Source organism: Chryseobacterium hagamense (genome assembly GCF_007991455.1).
In the GTDB taxonomy this organism is placed as follows: domain Bacteria; phylum Bacteroidota; class Bacteroidia; order Flavobacteriales; family Weeksellaceae; genus Chryseobacterium; species Chryseobacterium hagamense.
On sequence record NZ_BJYJ01000003.1, the window covers coordinates 178,689 to 198,322 of the forward strand.

Here is a 19,634-nt window from a genome sequence, read left to right on the forward strand (position 1 = left end):
TTATTTTTGCAAAAAGATCGTTACGACATTATGCCTCTTCAAATCCATAACCTGACCAAACAATTCGGTGAGCAGACCGCGCTGAACAACATTAACATTTCCATTGAAAACAATGAAATCATCGGTCTCCTGGGCCCGAATGGTGCCGGAAAATCCACCCTGATGAAATCAATTGTCGGTGCCCTGAAAATTGATGAAGGTGAAATTATTTTTAACGGACAGAATATTACGGATCATGAAATTGCAAGTAAGAAAAAAATCGGCTTTCTTCCGGAAAATAATCCGTTGTACCTTGAAATGTATATCAAGGAATATTTGATGTTTGTGGCCAACATCCATAAAATCCCGGAATCCAGAGTGGATGAAGTGATCGAACTGGTAGGCATTACCCCGGAAAAGTCCAAGAAAATCGGGCAGCTTTCCAAAGGGTACAAACAGAGGGTCGGACTGGCCCAGGCCATTATCCACCAGCCGGACCTTCTGATCCTTGATGAGCCGACCAACGGCCTCGATCCCAACCAGATTATTGAGATCCGGAATGTGGTAAAAGAAATCGGCCGGCAGAAAACCGTGTTGCTTTCCACCCACATCATGCAGGAAGTGGAAGCGCTCTGCTCCCGCGTTATCCTGATCCACAAAGGCAATATCCTCCAGGATTGCCCGATCGGCGAATTCAAAGGAAAATTTGAAAGCCTTGAGGAAGCTTTTGCAAGTTATACGGCTTAATTTATATATAAACCTCACAGGTTTCGGAAACCTGTGAGGTTTTAGATTTTCCCACATCAGATACACTTTTTGCTCAAAAGGCAGGCTTTCTGTGGATTATTTCCGTTGTTTTTATATTTTCTGACATTTCATTTTTAATCAATTGCCTACGGATGCAGGCCAGCTGCAAAATCAAAATAAGGTTGATTATAATAATTTCATAGTAAACTGCAGATTTTTTTCCCGATATTTTGTTGCGGATGTGGAGTGACGAAAAAACAACAAGAAAGACCGTCAGCACCGCGATTAAAAGCTGAATAATGGCAATCATTAATCTTATTTTAAATATAATTAAACATTGCCCTCCGGCTTTTCTTCAATTACCAAAGGAGTTGCTGCTGCATTTTTCATCTGCACCTGTTCCAGAAGCTGAAGCCCCAGAAGCCCGCTGATTCCGCCGTTTGCCGCATCACCGTTACCGCCGATCAGAACTTCCGGCATAATCCTTACCTTCTGGCTGGCAATATTTTCCATGATTTTCAGCTGGGTAAAATTGTTTCCGCCCATGGCTTCCACCGACAGTTTATAGGATTCGGCATTGGATTTCCCGATGGCCAGAATCTTTTCCGCTTCCGCATTCCCCGTGAGGGAGATCTGTTCGGCACTTGCTTTGGCCAGCCATTCTATCTTTTCAGATTCCGCTTTGGCAAGGAGCCTGGTTTTTTCTGCTTCCCCGGTAGCCAGAAGTTTCAGCCGGTCCCCTTCCGCTGTTGCCTGCAGCCTTACCGAATTGGCATCACCCGTGGCTTTTTTTACGGAAGCATCGGCAATTCTTTCCGCGATCAGTACGCCCTGGTCAGCTTTTACGATTTCTTTCTGCATATCGGCCACTGCCGTTTCTTTCTCCAGAGCCTGCCGGGTTTCCTGGGCAAGCATCTCGGTTTCGTAGGTGATTTTCTGCTCCTCGGCCAGCTTACGGTCGGTCAGTGTCTTCATCAGGCTTTCAGGAGGAACAATGGCTCCGATCAGCGTATCGACGGCATTTACATTGTACTGTTCCAGCACGCTGCTGATATGGTCTTTGGCCGACTGCTGCCTTTCCTTACGGCTTCCGAGAAAAGCAATCACGTCGCTGTCCTGCGCCGAATTCCTGAAGTAGTTTCCGATCGTCGGTTCCAGCACCTGACTTACCAGGTTAATCATGTTTCCGAAACGCGCAATCACTTTCGGGGCTTCGTAGGTCGGAATATGGATGATCTGGGAAACATCCAGGTTGAACGGGAAACCGTCTTTACTCCGTACGGTGATGGTAGAAAGGTTTTTATCGAGCTGATGGGACTCGCTTCTTTCATAAGCCCAGTTCAGCACCAGGTTGGTGGTCGGAACCAGCTCCACTTTCATGATGTATGGGTTGATCGGGTATTTTCCCGGTCCTATCGGTTCTGCCCAGACCCCTTTATGCCCTTTTTCCACGATATTTCCATGTTTAAAATCCACACCGCTCAGATCTTTTCCGTCTTCTCCTACATAGCTGATGATGACGCCTACATGCCCGATCGGGATTTCCGTCATTTTCACCATTTCCACCTTGGTGAACCATGGATTCAGGAAGTAAGAACCTGCCAGGATTACCTGTTCCTGAAGGCCTTTGTAACCGCCGCTGTTCAGAAAAGTGTCGACATCCTGGAATTTGTTGTGTCCATGGATGATCTTTCCTGCGATCTGCCCTTCTTCCAGCGGACTTCCTTCCATCGTGGTGATGATTCCCACAGCGTTATCGGGAATCTGCGTCATATCCGTCAGTTCGATTTCAAAAAGCAGGGTATTGATCCGGTATGATCCCGGTGCGATGATGGCGGTCTGTCTTCCTTTCCGGCCGCCGTTTTTCAGAAAAGCTTCGGCATCCTGAAAGGAATCACAGTCTACTTTTCTTGCTAAGATCCTTCCGGTTTCCAGCTCTACCCCGTCTTTGGCCAGAAGCAATCCTATTTTGCCGGTCGGGATCACGGTAAAGGGCTGGAAATCGATGGAATACTGCCAGATCCATTTGCCAAAATAGACGCCCGGCGCCAGGGTCTGTGCCTGGAAACCGGCCTCTCCGTTGGTAGCAATAATCCGGCCTTCCGGTAATTCCTGCTTACCGACGAGCACAAATTTTTTGGTAACCAGGCCGATCCTGTCCTGGGGAACAATCACAAGACCGAAGAAAATTCTTAAGATAAATTTGTAAAAAATAACGCACACCAATGCGATGACGGCCGGAATCATCCAGCCATGAAAACTTAATTCCATAGTTTTTGTTTTTGATTAAAAGTGAAAACGGGAAAGTTGCCCTGTTTTTTCAGAACTTGAAAACAGGGTACGAATTATATGATAATTCTTTTAAAAAATTAAGAAAGTGCAGGTGGAGAAGTATTAAAAATCGTGAAGATGATTTCTGATACTTTTAATAGAAAAAACTTAAAGTTAATGAGTTTCATTTAGATCATAAAGGAAAGAGATCCTTTTGCTGTACAAATGTACGCAAGAAAAATAATCAGTTGCTGAAAAAATTTTAAATATTTTCCAATGGATAACACAAATTATTGATAATCAATTTAATTATTTTACGGTTTACTCAGTTTATCTATTTAAAATTAGGATATTTTAATAAAAAACAAGCAGAAAAATGAACAGGAGCACCGCGATTCTGGCTTTAAATTTGATAAAATTTTACCCTAACCATTACCATTAAAAAGATGATCAAAAAAATTGCATTGGGTATTTTTTGTGTAGCCCAGTTTTCACTGATGAATGCTAATACCATTGTTAACGAAGCACCGGTTTCAAAAGTAAATTACCAGAAGGAAAGAGTTCCGAAGTCCGTTATTATCAAAACCAAAAAGTTTAAAATAAAGATTGACCAGCAGCCGGACGGAAATTACCTGTATCAGGCCTGGGGAGTTAACGGAAAGGTAACCTCCAAGCCGAGCATGATTATATCAAACGGCGAACTGATCCCGGACGGTACCGGCGGAAACTATTATTACGAATTCAGCAACAACGGTTATACTTACCAGATCTGGAGAAATTATTTAACCGATTCAGCCAAGAAAGCACCGTATACGTTAATGGTAACGGATCAAAATGGTAAAACGGTCGTCAACCAGGACGGATATGTTGTTAAAAATTAAAACCGACAGTGAATATAGATTCCTGGCTTTAAAGCCGGGAATTTTTATTGTGAATTTTGCTAAAGCAGATCAATGATCAATCGTTAAAAGGAAGAATTGGCAAGCGAAGCGGATTCACCATTCACCATTGATCCTCAAACGATTCGTTCTTCTTCTTTCAGCACATTATAAAACCGGCTTTCATCAAAACTGTCTTTTGCCGCGTGGTAGCCGATGTTGAAAATCTGTTCGAGGCGGTCTTTTCGTCTTTCAAAAGTGCCGTAGGTGGATAGTTCCTGGGAGGAAATAAACCAGTCGCAGTGGTCGAACTTTATTTTCTCAATGCGGTAGGACAACAGGTCATAGGATCGGGAAACAATGGCTTTGATGGATTTCAGGTCACTGATCTTGATGTCATGGGGCGGTGAGACGAAAACGCCGATCAGTTTATCGCAGTCTTTCCGGATGATGTCTGCCGGAAAATTATTCAGCACGCCGCCGTCGCAGTACATTTCATCATCGATGATGTAAGGCGTTGTGACACCGGGGATAGAGCACGAAGCGATAATTGCATCCACCACTTTAAAGTTATTATCGAAAATCTTCTCGGTGCCGCCCACCAGTTCCGTTGCTACGATTTTCACTTCTTTATCCAGGTCGCCGAGCTTCATCTCTCCAAAAACAGGATTCAGGTAGTTCCTGAAAATTACGGATGAAACCAATCCGGGCTGATTGAAAGCAAAATGTTTCCAGTTGAAAAAATAGATCGAACTGAAAAATTCCATGATTTCTTCCGGTTTTTTACCGATGGCATACATGCATCCGACGATGGAACCTGCGCTGCAGCACGACAGTACATCAGCAGCAATATTTTTTTCGGCTAAGAATTTTAAAACCCCGGCATGCGCAATGCCTTTGGTTCCGCCTCCGGATAAGACCAGTCCTACTTTCTCAGAATTCATGGAATAAATATAAGAAAACAGAACAAAAGAATAAGTCACATTTTTCCAGATCCCGTGATTTTGCCATTTTTTAACACAAATAAAAATTAGATTAATACGGGTCGAAAGGCGGGAAGAAGGATGTTGGATGCCGGAAGTTTTTATAACTGAAATAATATGAGCTCAACTTAATTCCTGTTTAAGCATTAAAAAAGCCCGGAAGTTCCGGGCTCAGGTATTTGAAAATATGATTCTAATTATTAAGATACTTCTCGAAAATCCTTGAGAAATCTTTCTGATTGTATTTATCAAAGCTGGTGGTATTCCAGGCGAAAATATACTCGTTGATGGCTCTTAATTCCTGGCTTTTCGAAACATTTTCCTGCTTTCCTGAAGCCACTGAAGTAATGGCTTTCTGGATGCTGTCGTTCGAGAAATTCAACAGCGAATGGTTGTGGTGAACTTCCTGCTGAATCGCCAGCAATGCCTTATACAGGTCTTTCAGCTGATCGATCTGACCTTTTGCCACGCTGATCATCATCGGAACATTACCGATATTGAATGAAATCTCCACATCCAGGTCAATGGTTCCCGCCGTTTGCAAAGCGATATTGGAAAACGGAAACTGATAGTATTCGTATCTTTTCAGGACTCTTTTTTTATCCAGAGCACTTGCTCCGTCGATATGGATCAGGGCCCTGTTGGTAAAACAGTATTCGTCCCTTCTGGATTTAATCAGGAAGAAAATTTTCTCATTGTCTTCAGACAGGATGTAATCGTCAGAATCTACTTTATCGTAATCCTGAGAAGAAATGATTTTTCCGATATCTCCCAGTCCCAGTGCTTCTGCCGCCAGTTTTTTAAACATCGATTTTGGTATTTAATTATTAGTTCAGGTATTTTTTAAATGTGGATCACTTCACCGTAAGCCGCCGCTGCCGCTTCCATAATGGCTTCGGAAACCGTCGGGTGAGGGTGGATGGATTTGATGATTTCGTGACCTGTGGTTTCAAGCTTTCTGGCTACCACCGCTTCAGCCACCATATCGGTAACGCCTTCGCCGATCATGTGGCAGCCTAACCACTCACCGTATTTCGCATCGAAAATCACTTTGATGAAACCGTCGGTATTTCCGTTAGCTGTCGCTTTTCCGCTGGCAGAAAGAGGGAACTTCCCTACTTTGATTTCGTATCCTTTTTCTTTAGCCTGCTTTTCCGTAAGGCCTACCGATGCTACCTCAGGGTGACAGTAGGTACATCCCGGAATGTTGCCGTAATCGATCTTCTCCACATGCATTCCCTTGATTTTCTCAACGCACGTGATTCCTTCCGCAGAAGCAACGTGTGCCAGAGCCTGAGTTGGGATCAGGTCTCCGATGGCATAGTAACCCGGAACTGAAGTTTCGTACCATTCGTTTACCAGTACTCTTCCTTTATCCGTCTGGATGCCCACTTCTTCAAGACCGATGTTCTCGATGTTGGCAGCGATCCCTACGGCAGAAAGTAAAATATCCGCTTCCAGGGTAATGTTCCCTTTGGCTGTCTTTACCGTTGCTTTTACGCCCTCTCCGCTGGTATCCACGCTTTCTACGGAAGCATTGGTCATAATCTCGATGCCGGTCTTTTTCAGGGATTTTTCAAGGTGCTTGGAGATTTCCTCATCTTCTACCGGCACGATGTTCGGCATGAATTCCACAACGGTAACTTTGGTTCCCATCGTATTATAGAAATCGGCAAATTCTACCCCGATGGCTCCTGAACCTACAACAATCATTGATTTCGGCTGTTCCGGAAGAGAAAGGGCCTGTCGGTATCCGATTACTTTTTTACCGTCCTGCGGCAGGTTCGGTAATTCTCTTGAACGGGCTCCGGTAGCGATGATGATGTGCGTTCCGGTATATTCGGTGGTTTTTCCTTCCTTATCGGTAACGGAAACTTTTTTCCCTTTCTGAACCTTTGCGGTTCCCATGATCACATCGATCTTATTTTTCTTCATCAGGAATTCGATCCCTTTGCTCATTTTGTTGGCTACGCCACGGCTTCTCTGGATCACGTTCGGGAATTCGAAAGTTCCTTCCACTTTATTCAGTCCGTAATCCTCAGCGTGGTTGATATAATGAAAAACCTGTGCAGATTTTAACAAAGCTTTTGTCGGAATACATCCCCAGTTCAGGCAGATCCCTCCCAGGTTTTCTTTCTCGATAATGGCAGTTTTGAAACCCAACTGTGCTGCTCTGATCGCTGTAACATATCCACCAGGACCACTTCCGATGACAATAATATCGTAGTTCATTATAATAAAAATTTTTATGCGAATTTAAGGAAAAATATCGGAAAAGGCACATTCCTTAAAAATTGGCAGGCCGTGAATTTCCGGGATGGTTTTAAAAAGAAGGAAGGTATTTTAAATGGAATCAGGTTAGCAGGCCGGAAGTAGGAAGCCGGATGCCGGAAGTTCCCTGTGTCAGTATGATAATCAAAGGTAATAATCATCACAAGAAATTATTTTTCACTTTAACAAAGAGGGATTTACCGGATGTCTTCTTTAGTAATCTGACTTTTACTTTCTACGCTGATAACCGGCAGAATATAAACTAAATGTAATCGAATTTACCTTATTCTAATTCAGGCAGAAAAAGATGGTCAAAGGCTAACGCTTTTTAGAAAAAAAGAAATGTAAAAAGCCTGTTCCAAAGGATTGTAACAGGCTTTTTTATGTATCAGGATAAAGGGTTGATGCTACCTTGCGCTTCTCAGCAGGCGCTTTTCATTGGCATACCTTTCATTCAATGCTCTCAGCTGGTCCCGCTTCATTTTTTTTGTGGCCAGCGGATGGTTCAGGATCAGCTTTTTCTCCCGGTTGTATCTCTGTGCCAGCTCCTGGGATTTGCTGCTGGTAAGCTGGCCTTTTGAAGGGTGTGGCGGTACCGGGGGACGTCGCTGTCCGTAAGCATTCATCGATAATCCCAGCAAAATGACGGTTGATATTAAAAACTTTTTCATGATGTACTTTTTTCCGAATGATTTTAATGTAAATGATGCTCCATTAATTTCACTCCGTTCTCAGTCAATGATCAGCAGATATCATACCATATTTTCAGGACTATCTGATTTCGATATTCTGTTTCAGCGGAAGGTTCTTCGAGGAGTTTCCGACCAAAATCCGGTATGTCCCTTTTTCGACGGTCCGGTTCATCTTTTCGTCCGGAAATTCCAGTTCTTTCACCGGGACTTCAATGGAAACCTGTTTTGATTCTCCCGGTTTTAAATAGACTTTCTGAAAGCCTTTCAGTTCGATAACAGGTCTTGAAACCGAAGCCAGCAGGTCTTTCACATACAATTGCACCACTTCGCTTCCTGCTTTTGAACCTGTATTTTTTATATTTACTTTAGCTATGATTGTATCGTTGGCGGAATAAGCTGACTGATTTAATTCCAGTCCCGAAATCTCAAAAGTCGTATAGCTTAGCCCAAAGCCGAACGGGTACAACGGTTCGCCGCTCAGATCGTAATAATCATTTCCTCTTCCGGTCGGATGGTGGTTGTAGGATAAAGGCAGCTGCCCTTCTTCCACCGGAAAAGTCACCGGCAGTTTCCCGGACGGGTTTTCGGCACCGAACAACACTTTGGCCACGGCATTTCCTCCTTCTTCCCCCGGGTACCAGATATCGAGAATGGCCCCGACCTCATCTTTCCAATGCGTTGTTTTAATCGCAGAACCGCCGACCAATACTACAGCAACCGGCTTATTCAGTTTTGAAACGTCGTGAATAAAAGCTTCTTGGTTTCCCGGCAGACTTAACGACGAGCGGTCCTGGAATTCCCCTTCATGGATCCCGGCGGTTACCATAATATAATCGGCATTTCGGGCCTGTTTCAAAGCTTCATCATAATCTTTCTGATACTCATTCAACCCGTAATTCCAGATGAGCTCGATATTCGCCCCGCCCCTGTTTTCATGGAATTCTACGGCAAGGTCATAAGATTGTCCTTTAACAAAATCAAGATCGGCAGTCCTGGTGGAATAGCTCAGTTTTTCCCAGTGATCAATCAGTAATTTTCCGTTGAGGTACAATCGGAAACCATCGTTTCCCCGAAGGCCCAGCTGGTATTTTCCTGATTCCGGTGCCTGAAGCTTTCCGGTCCAGCGCACGCTGTAATTATCAGGCTGCAACTTGTCAGGATCCGGCGAATATAAGGTCCATTTGAAATTCAGCTGTCCGTCCTGTTTTTCAAAAGCAGGATTTCCCGTTAAATCCGGATTGGCAAAATATTTTCCAAGCAATCCTTTTTTATTTCCGGAGGATAAGAAATCAGTAGGAACGGTCACAAACTTTTTCAGGTTCCAGTCTATTCCTTTTGAATAGTTGATTTCAACATTTTTATTTTTAACGAAATTACGGATTCCCTCCAGAATGCTTACTTTTTTGTTTCCCGGACCGGAATAGCCGCCCAGCCTCGCATCGGCCGCATCGGTACCCACCACCAGGATCTTTTTCACATGTTCAGGAACCGGAAGCGTTTTGTCATTATTCTGAAGCAGGACAAAAGATTCAACAGCCGCCTTTTCAGCCAGCGGTTTATGATTGATTTTTTTCAAATCCTGAATGTCTTTATCGGAAACATAAGGGTTTTCAAACAATCCCAGTTCAAATTTCGCTCTCAGGACCCTTGCCACGGCATCATCAATCCGTTCTTTTGAAATCCGCCCGTCCAGGAACGGCGGGATAAAAAGCTGATAGTGCTTGTATTCGGTCTGGAAAATGACATCCAGTCCGGCGTTGATGGCCTGCGCCGAAGCATCATCGTAATCTTTTGCCGTAAAATGCAGCACATTGGCTCCTCCGACGGCACTGGCATCGCTGATGACAAAGCCTTTGAAATTCCATTCTTTTTTCAGTTTTTCCGTCAGCAGCCAGTAGTTGGCCGTCGAGGGCCTGCCGTCCAGCAGGTTGTAGGAAGTCATGACCGACCGGCTTTTTCCCTTACGGAAAGCTTTTTCAAACGGTACCAGGTGTGTTTCCTCCAGATATCGTCTGCTCCAGTGGATCGGATAGGAATCTCGGCCGCCTTCCCCGACGTTGGCCAGGAAGTGTTTCGGCGTGGTGATGATGCCCATGTTTTCAAAGGAACTGACAAAACTTACGCCCATCACCGAAGTCAGGAACGGATCTTCACCGTAGGTTTCTTCGGTTCTCCCCCACCGGACATCGCTCGCTAAATTCACCACCGGCGTCAGAATCTGCCGGATGCCTCTCAGCTTAGATTCTCTGGCAATGGCCGTCGACACCTGTTTCATCAGTTCAGGATTAAACGTTGCGGCAAGACCGATGGCCTGAGGAAAAGCCGTGGCTCCTTCCCGGACCAGTCCGTGCAGTGCTTCGTCAAAAGGAATAACCGGGATGCCCAGTCTGGATTCCTCAATGAAGTATTTCTGAATGGCATTGATTTTTCTGGCCAGTTTATCTGCATCTTCGTTGGCATTATAGGTCAGCATCTGTCCTGCCGCACCGCCGCCCTGATTGGCGGCACTCACCTGCAGCCCGAAAATTCCGTGAGCATACTGCCCTTCCGGAACATGATCGAGATCACCGGGGATCATGAAGCACTGCCAGAATTTTTCTTCGGGTGTCATTCTTTTCAGCAGATCCTGAACCCGGGCTTCCACCGGCTGTTTCGGATCTTTGTACAAAGGTTTCTGGGCAGAAATGAATACGGAACCCAATAATGAAATTCCGATAAGCGTAAAATTCAATTTCATTACTGAACGATTTGGATAACGGTGGCATATTTTAATCCGGCTCTCTGCTCGGGCAACTGAACATCGACGGAGCTCCCGGTCTTTTTCCACTGGATTTTTCCCGGCAGCCCCAGTACTTTCAGTGATTTCGGGTTGCAATTTTCAGGAATGGTGAAATGTAAGGTTGAAGGGGACCTGTAGTCTGCTTTTTCATCCAGGTGGAAAACATTCACCGTTTTGCCGTCTTTGCTCCGGGTATAATAAAAATTACCGTCGTGATAAGGCGCAATGCTGCGCGTTGCAAAAACGGCCGACTGATTCTGATCCATCCAGCCTGAAATTTCCTTTAATCTTTCGTAAACCACGGGATCATAATCACCGTTCGGACCGGGTGCGATATTCATCAGGTAATTTCCACCCCTGGAAATGATTTTTACCAGGGTTTCAATGATTTTCTGCGAAGATTTATAATTGTCGTTCGGCACATAGGAGAAGGAGTCGCCCATCGTGATGCAGCTCTCCCACGGAATATCGAGGGCCTTTTCGGGAACCGCCTGTTCCGGCGTTACGTAATTTTCCCATTTTCCGGGAACGGTACGGTCCACCACAATGATTCCGGGCTGGTTTTTACGGGCCATGGTCCCGATCTTATCCATATTGATATCCTGTTCCACTTTGATCGTCCTCTGCCATTCCACCTTCGGATCGATGGTATTAAACGGGCGTACCCAGCCTCCATCGAGCCAGAGGATATCGATCCTGCCATAGCCGGAAGTGATCTCATTCAACTGGTTAAAAGTAAATTTCTTAAAATTTTCCCAGCGTCCGGGATATTTTTTCGGGTCATAATTCACGTTACGGTCCTTCGGCGGAAAATAGGACCACCAGTAATCGTCGGAATGCCAGTCGGGTTTGGAAAAATAAGCCCCGATCTTAAACCCTTCGTTTCTGAACGTGCTGAAAATTTCCTTCGTTACATTCGCCTTCGGATTCTTCGAAAAAGGCGTTTTGGCGGACGTTATTTTATAGTCCGACTCTTGGGTATCGAACATGGCAAAACCGTCATGGTGTTTGGTGGTAAAAACCACATATTTCATCCCCGCTTTTTTTGCAGCATCCGCCCATTTCTGCGGGTTGAACTGCACCGGATTGAAAGTCGTCTGAAGGTTTTCGTAATTCTTCACATATTCAAAATACGATTTTCCGTGTTCCGGCTTCCGCCGGGTCCAGGATTCATCTTCCGGGCAAAGGCTCCAGCTTTCCACAATCCCCCATTGGCTGTACGTTCCCCAATGCATAAAAAGTCCGAATTTCAGGTCCTGCCAGTTTTCAAGATTCTGTATAACCAGGGGATCCGTCGGTTTTTGATAGCCTTCTGAGACATTGTGGGCCTGGGAAAAAAGAGCGGAAGAAAGGAATAAGGAAGAGCGCAGTAAAGTCTTCGTTTTTGGTAAGATGAACATTCAGTTAAGTTTTTGCTAATTTAATCATCCTTTCAAGAATGCACAAACGATTTTTTAATAGATAAGGTTTTAGCAGTATGAGGTAGATGAGATTTAGACTGAGGTTTTAAAATAGTTTTGATAATCATGATCTGCAGCTTACAGTCGACTGCAAAAATTTTAACCACAAAAGATTCAAAAGACTTACTTGCTGTTTAATAAAGCTGAAAAACCGGACGCCGGATGAGTTCACAAAAGCGTTAAAAAAATCAGAGATTTTTATGCTCCATCCCCGATCTCCAGAATCTGCGTGAGATAAAAACGCAAAACAAAACGATTTCCGCAAAAATTCAGATGTGAATCTTTTCATACATTCATTCATACTACGTTTAGATCCCTAACCGGAATGACAAACAGGATGTAAAAATTTTTAAAATACACGCAAAGATCTGTGAAAATCTGTGCAAATCTTTGGTTCGAATCCCACTCCAATCTTTTAAAAATCTTTGATTTTTAATCTTATGTGTTCTAAAATATACGGGCTTCGACTACCCTTAGCCACCAGAAAATCAGAGCTGATGCGTTAAAGTCATACGCCATCATTGTGAAAGCCCATGTCATTTGTGGGAGATTTTTTACCGCAAAGAAACAGCAATCCGGCGGCTGATCGGAGCCGAAGCCACATGCATCCTTAATTTTTACGGATTAAATCTTCAAACGCCTTTTCAATAGTAGGATAAGTAAAATGAAAACCGCTTTTGACCAATTTTTCAGGATATACATTTCTGCTTTTGAGCAACAGTTCGGTTTCGGTTCCTAAAAATACGGAGGCGATCTCCAATTGCCATACCGCAGCGTTCAGCCCAAAAGGGATTTTCATGGCCTGCCTTAATTTTTTCATGAAAGTCTCATTGGATAAGGGATTGGGTGCCGTGATGTTGATCGCTCCGGAAATTTGTTCATTATCAATAATATGCTCAACCGCCCTGCAGAAATCGTCGATATGAATCCAGCTGACGTTCTGGTCTCCCCGGCCCTGCTTTCCCCCGAGGCCGGATTTCGTCAGCACTTTCATTTTCGGAAAGGCACCGCCGTTATTTCCCAGCACAATGGAAGTCCGCAAAGCCACTTTTCTTACGTTGTCCGTATTTATTTTAAAAAATTCCTGTTCCCAGCTTTTGCAGATGTTCATAGAAAAATCATCGCCGATGATTCCGTTTTCTTCGGTGTTGAGCCGGGTTTCGGAATGGATGTAAATGGTAGCCGAACCGGCATTCAGCCAGGCTTTCGGTTTAAAACGGCATTGGTCTATGGCCTGCTGCAGGACTTTTGTGCTGTCGATCCGGGATTCATAGATTTCCTGCCTGTTTTTTGGCGTGTAGCGGCAATCCACGGATTTCCCGGCCAGGTTGATGAGTACATCGGCATTTTCAAGCAGGTTTTTCCATTCGCCTAAGGTCCTGGCGTCCCAGTGGAATTCGTTTTTGCGTTTTGGGTTGCGGGTCAGGATAGAGACCTGATGGCCTTTGGCGGTAAAACACTGTTCAAGGTTTTTTCCGAGGAAGCCGGTTCCGGCAGCGATGATTATTTTCATGAGAGGAAGTTTAAAGTTTAAGGTTTAGGGTTTGAGGTTTAAAGAAAATCAGCTTTTTACTTTTCATTTTTTACTCCCGCCAGATTTTAATAACCTTGATTATTAAATAAGCAAATAATAAAATAGCGACAATGGTCTCAGCGAAAAGAATCAGTAAAAAAGCATGTGATAATTCCCTACGGATATTTTGCTGGAACAGGAAAAATACGGATATGAACAAACTGCTGATTATAAATTTAGATATTTTTTTCATTTTTGCATGCTCCAATACCATATTGATGACAACCAATGAAAGTATAGGAAAAATCAACCATGAAATAATCAATACCAGTATCATAAAACCCAAGTCAAAAGGGGCTCCGATCATGATCTAATTTTTTTTTCGTTAAATGTATATATTTTTTGTTTGAGGTATGTACTATAACTTTTTCTTAATCGCCATTGATTATCTTTGTAAATGTTTCTTCATATTTAAGATTACAGGATAAAGATTCCGGTCTTCTATTTAAACCTTTGCCTCTGCCGTGCTTTTAATCAGCCGGTTTCTTTCCAGCAGGAATTTTTTCATATAATTTTTAAGGAAAATGGCGTTGAATACTTTCCCGATGATTCCCAACGGAGATTCAAACTCAAAAATATCCTTCATAATCGTGTACCGTCCTTCCTGCCTGAAAAGATGCTGATGTTTCATGGATCTGAATGTACCTTTCAGCATAATATCCGTGAAATGATAGGGTTTCTGCATGGCGACGATCTTCGTGGTCAACGTCTGCGTGACGCCGAGGTGCCTGGCTTTCCAGGTAACGGTTTCGCCAAGTTCGATCAGTCCTGACGTTCTTCCGGCAATGGCTTTTTCACCGGTCCGGAAAGTGGATTTCTGATGAAGATCGATGTCCCGGGCCAGATCGAAAACTTTCCGGATGTCAGCTTCGATGCGGGTGTGTAAACGGATCACAGACATTTTTTTATTTTTTAAAGGTTAATTAAAATTAAAACAGCCAGAACGGCCATCCTGAAAAGCGTCCAGGAAAGCGTCGGCAGCAGATTAAGTCCTAATACTTTACCCCTTCTGATATGTTCGAAAAACATGACGGTAACAACGGTTCCGAAATAGATGAATGCTGCCGTAATGTTAAGGTCTATAAACAATCCTGGAATCAGGAGAAGGGTTCCGATAAGGGAAACGGTCATCATATTTCCTAAGTAATCCCAAAGCTTTTCCTTCAGATATACTTTCAGAAAAACGGTCTGCCATAAGATATGTCCGGTGCAGATTCCGGCTTCCCTGAAGAAATTCCGGTTCAATCCTAATTTTTCGGAAAACAGGCTTAAAATACATCCTGAAAAGACGGCAACAAAAACGAGGTAAGCCAGTCTGTATTTCAGATTGAAATCAGGATTACAGGCGTCTGCTCTATGACCGTTCCTTGAAGGAATGATCTGTTTGCGGTTGTACGAAACAAAAGAGTACAGCTTTTTAAAAAACCAATACAGAGGCTTGATACGCGCTGTTTTTTCCAGTATCGGAAAAGAATTGCCGATGATCAGTAACAGGCTGTCGAGGCCGTAGGTGACTTTATTTTCATCATGGTTCACCAGAGCAATTTCATTTTTTGCCCGGTTAAAATCAATCCGGTTTTCAGTTTCAACACTCAGTTCCGTAAAAGCTTCCCTTCCGTGCTGATCCAGCATTCCTGCGGCGATAAAGCCTTTGGAATAGAGGTTGCACATCGGGCATTCGCTGTCGTAAATCAGGGTATGGTTTTTCAGGGTTTTCATGAGTTATTTTTTTATAGATTCATATAATTATTTAAAGAAATAAGCTGTCATAACGGTCAATTATTGAGCTCGCAACCATTGGAAACAGGGAAACCAGCATGGACTGAAAATAAAAATCGTTGATAATAAAAGTTTTCATGGTTATCGTTTTTAATTAATTTTTCTGGTGAATCCCGAAATAAACAATCAGGAACAGATGGATGAATAAGTTTTTCATAATTATAAAATTTTCAATAATTTTTGAAAGTTTAAATTAAATAAAAAAGGCGCTTGCCTTTGGGGTCCGACTTTGTCAAAGTTGAAATCTTTGAAAAAGTTTTCGCGGCTGACTGCTATTTCAACAGGTTGGTAATCTTCCCTACCAGCCAGTGGTCGTCGCTTTTGATCGCCAGATCCATGATGTTGTTGATTTTCCCGGTCACGGTGCTGAAATCATTCATCAGTTTAATGAATTCTTTGGCACCTTCCGTATCCTTATCTTCAATATCCTTCAGCTCTTCCAGAAAGGAAATCACCGGTTCTATTTCCCGCTTCCGGCGTTCTTTGGTAATCTGCTTAAAAAGAAACCATACGTCTTTCTCAGCTACGAAATATTCTTTCCGGTCCCCTTTCACGAACTCCTTTTTTACAATCCCCCAGTCCATCAGTGCCCGGAGGTTCATGTTGGCATTCCCCCTGGAAATTTCCAGCTGCTGCATCACCTCATCGGTCGAAAGCGGCTTATCACTCACGATCAGCAACGCATGTACCTGTGCCATCGTTCGGTTGATCCCCCAATTGGTGGCGAACGTGCCCCAAGTCTGGATGTATTTTTCTTTAGCTTCCGATAAAGTCATTGTCTTACTGTTTCAGTTTCTTATGACAAAGATAATTATATTTTTTGAATTTTCAATAATTTTTGAAAATTATTTTTTTAGCTGGATTACTTTGATTTGATTACGTCACTCGCCGCTCCTTACAAATTTGCGCTGATTAGTGGGTACAGTACCGCTATGTTCAGATCTCCCGAATAGATGACCGCTCCCTTTTTATCAATCAGCACGATCTGGGGAAAGGCGGATATGCCGTAATTTTTGTTTACCGCCTCATCACCGGATAAGACCTCGTAATTTACCTTATGCCTGATTATAAACTGATCAATCGACGACCGGCTGTCTGTTGTATTGACAGCAAGCAATTTGAACTTTGACGGGTCGTATCTATTGTTTAATTTATTTAATTCCGGAACCGCGTTAATACAGTAGCTGCAGTTTTTGATCCAGAATTCCAGTAAGACCACCTCTCCTTTGAATTCATGCAGCCTTACTTTTCCTCTCGTCTTACTTTTATCAAGGGTAAAATCCGGGGCACTTTGCCCAACATCGATTATCTTCACAGGATTCCTCTCTTCCGGTGTGTATTCTTTTAAATAAGTTGAATAGTACCAGCTGTCTTCTGCCGGAGGTACCGGATGAAGCACAATATCTGAAAACTCGGTCCGGTTGATGTCCCGGCTTCCTTTTTTAAGCTGTATAAAACTTACAGGCAGGAAACTTTTCCGGTCAACAATTAATTTGTTGTAGAATGTAATTTTTTCAGTGGTTGCCGTAAAATCCGTCCCGAGATAATTGGGAAAGCGGTCCTGTACTTTAAAGTTGAGAAGATAAAAGTGTTTTTTGCCCATCAGGGTATCCTTTACGTGTTTTTCAATATGCTCATCCTTGATTACCGTGGGCAGAATATTCCTTAGAGTGATTATTGAATTGTACAAAGCGGACAGGCCTTCAAAATCTGCAGCTTTCATTTTGTTTTTTATATGAATCGTCCTGTCAGCTGCAGAGGTTTCAAAAAACCCGGAATTATTGAAAACAGAAAATCCGTTCTGATCTTTATACTGATACCTGAAGCCCGCGAGATCATATTCTTTATTGAAATCAATATATATGCTGCCTTCCGACTTGCTGTGATAGTCTTCTGCAGGGTAGGTAAATTCTTGTGTGTAACGATAGGTAATCGTTTTTACCGACTGTAATTTTTGGGAAAGCTTTCTGAAGATCTTCAATTCCTTTTCCGGAGTTCCTGCATTTAACCATAGACAGGTACATGCAGACACGAGGATGATAAACCTGAAAAAAAAGCTGAAATTTTTCATGATCCGTTTTTAATAGTTTCAAAAATACAAAATTTTGTCCTGTAACTAAGAAAATAAATCAATACTTCCCGAATGCCCGGTAATAACCATTGTTAAATAAAAAAAAGCAGGCATTCCTGAGAATGCCCGCTTCACCTAACTTAATATATATATTTACTTAATGAAACTTCGGTAATCTTTGATCATCTTTACAAATCCTGACCGGTAGCCTTCCGGGTCTTTCCCGGTATTCTGTCTGGCCAGGCTTTCGATCTCGGAGAGGCTTTTTTTCCTGATTAATTTAGAATCCCTTAAAACCAGCCCGAACCAGGCAACGGAAGAGGCAAACTTAAAATCGGAAGTCACCGCCGGAGTATCTGAATTTCTGATCGCCTGAACAATTTCCGCACTCTTTGATCCGTGTGGCGTCTTATACCTGAATTTCACGGTTCCCAGTTCATCACCGGATCCTTTTGCCGCAGATGCTGTAGCATATTTAAGCTTATTTTGTTTCGGTAAAAACTCCGATTTGCTGCCGGCCGGAATAATTTCATACAAAGCCGTTACGGTATGGCCGCTGCCCAGTTCTCCCGCATCGATTTTATCATTTACAAAATCTTCATTTCTCAGTTTCCGGTTTTCGTAACCGATCAAACGGTACGATTTCACATATTTCGGATTGAACTCGATCTGGACTTTAACATCTTTTGCAATGGTGTAAAGGTTTCCGGCGAATTCTTTTCCCAGGAATTTATTGGCCTCCTGCAGGTTATCGATATAGGCATAGTTTCCGTTTCCTTTATCGGCCAGCGTCTCCATCTTATTGTCTTTGTAATTTCCCATTCCGTAGCCCAGGCAGGTCAGGAACACCCCGGACTTACGCTTTTCTTCAATCAAACTTTCCAGATCACCTTTGGAAGATTCGCCCACGTTGAAATCGCCGTCAGTTGCCAAAATAACCCTGTTGTTCCCGCCTTTGATAAAGCTTTCCTGAGCCAGTTTGTAGGCCAGCTCGATCCCTGCTCCTCCGGCCGTGCTTCCTCCGGCACTCAGCTGATCCAATGCATCGGTTATCTTTCTTTTTTCGGCTGCTGAAGTCGGAGGCAGTACTACGCCGGCGCTTCCGGCATACACCACGATGGCCACTTTATCCGCCGACCTCAGCTGGTCCAGCAATATTTTTAAGGAAGACCGCAGCAACGGCAGCTTGTTTTCTTCTTCCATCGAACCCGAAGTATCGATCAGGAAAACGATGTTGGAAGGAGGCAGGCTATTCATCGGAATGTTCTTTCCTTTCAACCCGATTTTCAGCAGTTTATGGCCGGGATTCCACGGTGCAGTTCCAAGTTCCGTATTGATGGAAAAAGGCTGCATGTTTTTAGGCTGCGGATAATTGTATCTGAAATAATTGACCATTTCCTCGATCCTCACCGCGTCCTTCTCGACTTCCCCATCCTGAATCATCCTTCTGACATTGGAATAGGAAGCATGGTCTACATCAATGGAAAAAGTGGACAGCGGCTGATTTTTAGTCAGTTCAAAAGGGTTTTCAGCCAGATGATCATATTCTTCATCATTGTACTTTTCGTTTTTCCCTGAAGTGTTCTTTACAGTCTGATGATGGGATGCCGGACGATTGTAAGATGGTTTCCGATAAGAAGTAACCACCGATTCCAATTCCATCGCCACCGCCATTTTCGGTTTCGGGCAGCCGTTGTATTCGGGCAGCCCGGGAACGGTCGGGCAGGCATCATCTTTATCAAGGATTCCGTCGCCATCGGTATCGGGCCAAGGACAGCCGTTGTTTTCTGCAGGGCCTGCTATGGCCGGACAGGCATCGTCTTTATCGAAAAGTCCGTCGCCGTCGGTATCCGGCCACGGACAGCCCTTGTTTTCTGCCGGTCCGGCGATTTCAGGACACTGATCGTTTTCGTTTCTGATGCCGTCCTGGTCCTTATCTTTTTTAAAGCTCCATTTTTGCAGCAATTTATCCTGATCCGGAACGGTTTTGGTTTTGCAGCCCTGCAGTATCATCAGTACCAAGAAGGCGATTACTGTTTTTTTCATGTTTATTATTTTTGATGATTTTAAATTTCCTTTTAGATAGGATGTGAAAATCAGAAAAGGTTGCAGTGGAAGTTATTTATCTGGTCAAATCATTTATTTCATCTC

General features: G+C 43.5%; 15 protein-coding genes. 2 read left to right on the forward strand and 13 right to left on the reverse strand.

Annotation, left to right across the window (positions count from 1 at the left end):
* Positions 1–30: 30 nt before the first annotated feature.
* Positions 31–726 (forward strand): ABC transporter ATP-binding protein, encoded by a 696-nt coding sequence (locus tag CHA01nite_RS05475; protein WP_146940299.1) that lies wholly within the window; start codon positions 31–33, stop codon positions 724–726.
* 330 nt (positions 727–1,056) lie between these two features.
* Here the strand turns inward: CHA01nite_RS05475 and CHA01nite_RS05480 are convergent, their stop codons facing one another.
* Positions 1,057–2,997, reverse strand: a complete 1,941-nt coding sequence (locus tag CHA01nite_RS05480) for an SPFH domain-containing protein (protein WP_146940301.1) — start codon at positions 2,995–2,997, stop codon at positions 1,057–1,059.
* A 446-nt stretch (positions 2,998–3,443) separates the two neighbouring features.
* On the opposite strand from CHA01nite_RS05480, the gene CHA01nite_RS05485 reads away from it, so the two are divergent.
* The gene (locus CHA01nite_RS05485; protein WP_146940303.1) at positions 3,444–3,878 is read left to right on the forward strand and encodes a hypothetical protein; all 435 of its coding nucleotides are present in this window, start codon (positions 3,444–3,446) and stop codon (positions 3,876–3,878) included.
* A 134-nt stretch (positions 3,879–4,012) separates the two neighbouring features.
* On the opposite strand, the gene CHA01nite_RS05490 is transcribed toward CHA01nite_RS05485, so the two are convergent.
* From CHA01nite_RS05490 to CHA01nite_RS05545, 12 genes are all read right to left on the reverse strand, one after another.
* A complete protein-coding gene (locus CHA01nite_RS05490; RefSeq protein WP_146940305.1) occupies positions 4,013–4,819 on the reverse strand; it encodes a patatin-like phospholipase family protein in 807 nt (268 codons plus the stop codon).
* A gap of 232 nt (positions 4,820–5,051) precedes the next feature.
* Positions 5,052–5,666 carry a PH domain-containing protein gene (locus CHA01nite_RS05495; protein WP_146940307.1) on the reverse strand — a complete coding sequence of 205 codons (615 nt, stop codon included), beginning with the start codon at positions 5,664–5,666 and terminating at the stop codon, positions 5,052–5,054.
* A gap of 35 nt (positions 5,667–5,701) precedes the next feature.
* Positions 5,702–7,090 (reverse strand): dihydrolipoyl dehydrogenase, encoded by a 1,389-nt coding sequence (gene lpdA, locus CHA01nite_RS05500; protein ID WP_146940308.1) that lies wholly within the window; start codon positions 7,088–7,090, stop codon positions 5,702–5,704.
* A 446-nt stretch (positions 7,091–7,536) separates the two neighbouring features.
* Positions 7,537–7,800, reverse strand: a complete 264-nt coding sequence (locus tag CHA01nite_RS05505) for a hypothetical protein (RefSeq protein ID WP_146940309.1) — start codon at positions 7,798–7,800, stop codon at positions 7,537–7,539.
* A 100-nt stretch (positions 7,801–7,900) separates the two neighbouring features.
* Positions 7,901–10,558 carry a glycoside hydrolase family 3 N-terminal domain-containing protein gene (locus tag CHA01nite_RS05510; RefSeq protein WP_146940310.1) on the reverse strand — a complete coding sequence of 886 codons (2,658 nt, stop codon included), beginning with the start codon at positions 10,556–10,558 and terminating at the stop codon, positions 7,901–7,903.
* Positions 10,558–12,000 (reverse strand): alpha-L-fucosidase, encoded by a 1,443-nt coding sequence (locus tag CHA01nite_RS05515; protein ID WP_146940311.1) that lies wholly within the window; start codon positions 11,998–12,000, stop codon positions 10,558–10,560. The genes CHA01nite_RS05510 and CHA01nite_RS05515 overlap by 1 nt, the downstream gene beginning before the upstream one ends.
* 670 nt (positions 12,001–12,670) lie before the next feature.
* Positions 12,671–13,573, reverse strand: a complete 903-nt coding sequence (locus tag CHA01nite_RS05520; protein WP_146940312.1) for a TIGR01777 family oxidoreductase — start codon at positions 13,571–13,573, stop codon at positions 12,671–12,673.
* Positions 13,574–14,078: 505 nt separating this feature from the next.
* Positions 14,079–14,534 (reverse strand): SRPBCC family protein, encoded by a 456-nt coding sequence (locus tag CHA01nite_RS05525; protein ID WP_146940313.1) that lies wholly within the window; start codon positions 14,532–14,534, stop codon positions 14,079–14,081.
* A gap of 11 nt (positions 14,535–14,545) precedes the next feature.
* Positions 14,546–15,352: a DCC1-like thiol-disulfide oxidoreductase family protein gene (locus tag CHA01nite_RS05530; RefSeq protein ID WP_146940314.1), complete on the reverse strand. Its 807-nt coding sequence runs from the start codon at positions 15,350–15,352 to the stop codon at positions 14,546–14,548.
* Positions 15,353–15,684: 332 nt separating this feature from the next.
* Positions 15,685–16,188, reverse strand: coding sequence for a GbsR/MarR family transcriptional regulator (locus CHA01nite_RS05535; RefSeq protein ID WP_146940315.1), 504 nt, complete (start codon positions 16,186–16,188; stop codon positions 15,685–15,687).
* Positions 16,189–16,307: 119 nt separating this feature from the next.
* A complete protein-coding gene (locus tag CHA01nite_RS05540; protein ID WP_146940316.1) occupies positions 16,308–17,483 on the reverse strand; it encodes a TlpA disulfide reductase family protein in 1,176 nt (391 codons plus the stop codon).
* Between the two features lie 153 nt (positions 17,484–17,636).
* The gene (locus tag CHA01nite_RS05545; RefSeq protein ID WP_146940317.1) at positions 17,637–19,529 is read right to left on the reverse strand and encodes a YfbK domain-containing protein; all 1,893 of its coding nucleotides are present in this window, start codon (positions 19,527–19,529) and stop codon (positions 17,637–17,639) included.
* Between the last annotated feature and the right edge of the window lie 105 nt (positions 19,530–19,634).

Excerpts from the sequence above, each read along its gene's own strand:
- CHA01nite_RS05475 (WP_146940299.1), top strand. The coding sequence starts at position 31 with ATGCCTCTTCAAATCCATAACCTGACCAAACAATTCGGTGAGCAGACC.
- CHA01nite_RS05480 (WP_146940301.1), bottom strand. The coding sequence starts at position 2,997 with ATGGAATTAAGTTTTCATGGCTGGATGATTCCGGCCGTCATCGCATTG.
- CHA01nite_RS05485 (WP_146940303.1), top strand. The coding sequence starts at position 3,444 with ATGATCAAAAAAATTGCATTGGGTATTTTTTGTGTAGCCCAGTTTTCA.
- CHA01nite_RS05490 (WP_146940305.1), bottom strand. The coding sequence starts at position 4,819 with ATGAATTCTGAGAAAGTAGGACTGGTCTTATCCGGAGGCGGAACCAAA.
- CHA01nite_RS05495 (WP_146940307.1), bottom strand. The coding sequence starts at position 5,666 with ATGTTTAAAAAACTGGCGGCAGAAGCACTGGGACTGGGAGATATCGGA.
- lpdA (WP_146940308.1), bottom strand. The coding sequence starts at position 7,090 with ATGAACTACGATATTATTGTCATCGGAAGTGGTCCTGGTGGATATGTT.
- CHA01nite_RS05505 (WP_146940309.1), bottom strand. The coding sequence starts at position 7,800 with ATGAAAAAGTTTTTAATATCAACCGTCATTTTGCTGGGATTATCGATG.
- CHA01nite_RS05510 (WP_146940310.1), bottom strand. The coding sequence starts at position 10,558 with ATGAAATTGAATTTTACGCTTATCGGAATTTCATTATTGGGTTCCGTA.
- CHA01nite_RS05515 (WP_146940311.1), bottom strand. The coding sequence starts at position 12,000 with ATGTTCATCTTACCAAAAACGAAGACTTTACTGCGCTCTTCCTTATTC.
- CHA01nite_RS05520 (WP_146940312.1), bottom strand. The coding sequence starts at position 13,573 with ATGAAAATAATCATCGCTGCCGGAACCGGCTTCCTCGGAAAAAACCTT.
- CHA01nite_RS05525 (WP_146940313.1), bottom strand. The coding sequence starts at position 14,534 with ATGTCTGTGATCCGTTTACACACCCGCATCGAAGCTGACATCCGGAAA.
- CHA01nite_RS05530 (WP_146940314.1), bottom strand. The coding sequence starts at position 15,352 with ATGAAAACCCTGAAAAACCATACCCTGATTTACGACAGCGAATGCCCG.
- CHA01nite_RS05535 (WP_146940315.1), bottom strand. The coding sequence starts at position 16,188 with ATGACTTTATCGGAAGCTAAAGAAAAATACATCCAGACTTGGGGCACG.
- CHA01nite_RS05540 (WP_146940316.1), bottom strand. The coding sequence starts at position 17,483 with ATGAAAAATTTCAGCTTTTTTTTCAGGTTTATCATCCTCGTGTCTGCA.
- CHA01nite_RS05545 (WP_146940317.1), bottom strand. The coding sequence starts at position 19,529 with ATGAAAAAAACAGTAATCGCCTTCTTGGTACTGATGATACTGCAGGGC.